1 pseudogene is annotated in these 277 nt (G+C 62.5%); it reads right to left on the bottom strand.

The window, feature by feature from the left end:
- A pseudogene (locus SB725_RS30980) lies at positions 1–106 on the bottom strand (DNA-binding response regulator); the annotation flags it as partial.
- Between the last annotated feature and the right edge of the window lie 171 nt (positions 107–277).

The raw sequence follows: 277 nt of genomic DNA, 5'->3' as shown, positions 1-277 counted from the left end.
CCGCCACCCCATCGTGCAGCACATCCACGGTCAGGCCGGTGCTCTTGAGCGCCTGGGCGATACTTTCGGCCAGTTGCAGATGGTCTTCCACGAGCAGGACTCGCATGGCTGTTTACCTCGTTTCAGGGGGGATCGACGCCGCTCTTTGGCGCGGAGTGTACCGCCGCAACCGCCGCTGTGAAGCCCGAAAGCCACGAAAGTGCACTGAAAGGTTAGCGAAAGGTTGGCCCTTTAGAGTCCCGCCACGGACAGTCTCGACTGCCCTGGCCGTGAAGGC

Origin of the sequence: Pseudomonas sp. SIMBA_041, assembly GCF_046535095.1 — a bacterium.
Taxonomy (GTDB): domain Bacteria; phylum Pseudomonadota; class Gammaproteobacteria; order Pseudomonadales; family Pseudomonadaceae; genus Aquipseudomonas; species Aquipseudomonas mucoides.
This window is presented reverse-complemented; position numbering and strand designations above follow the sequence as displayed.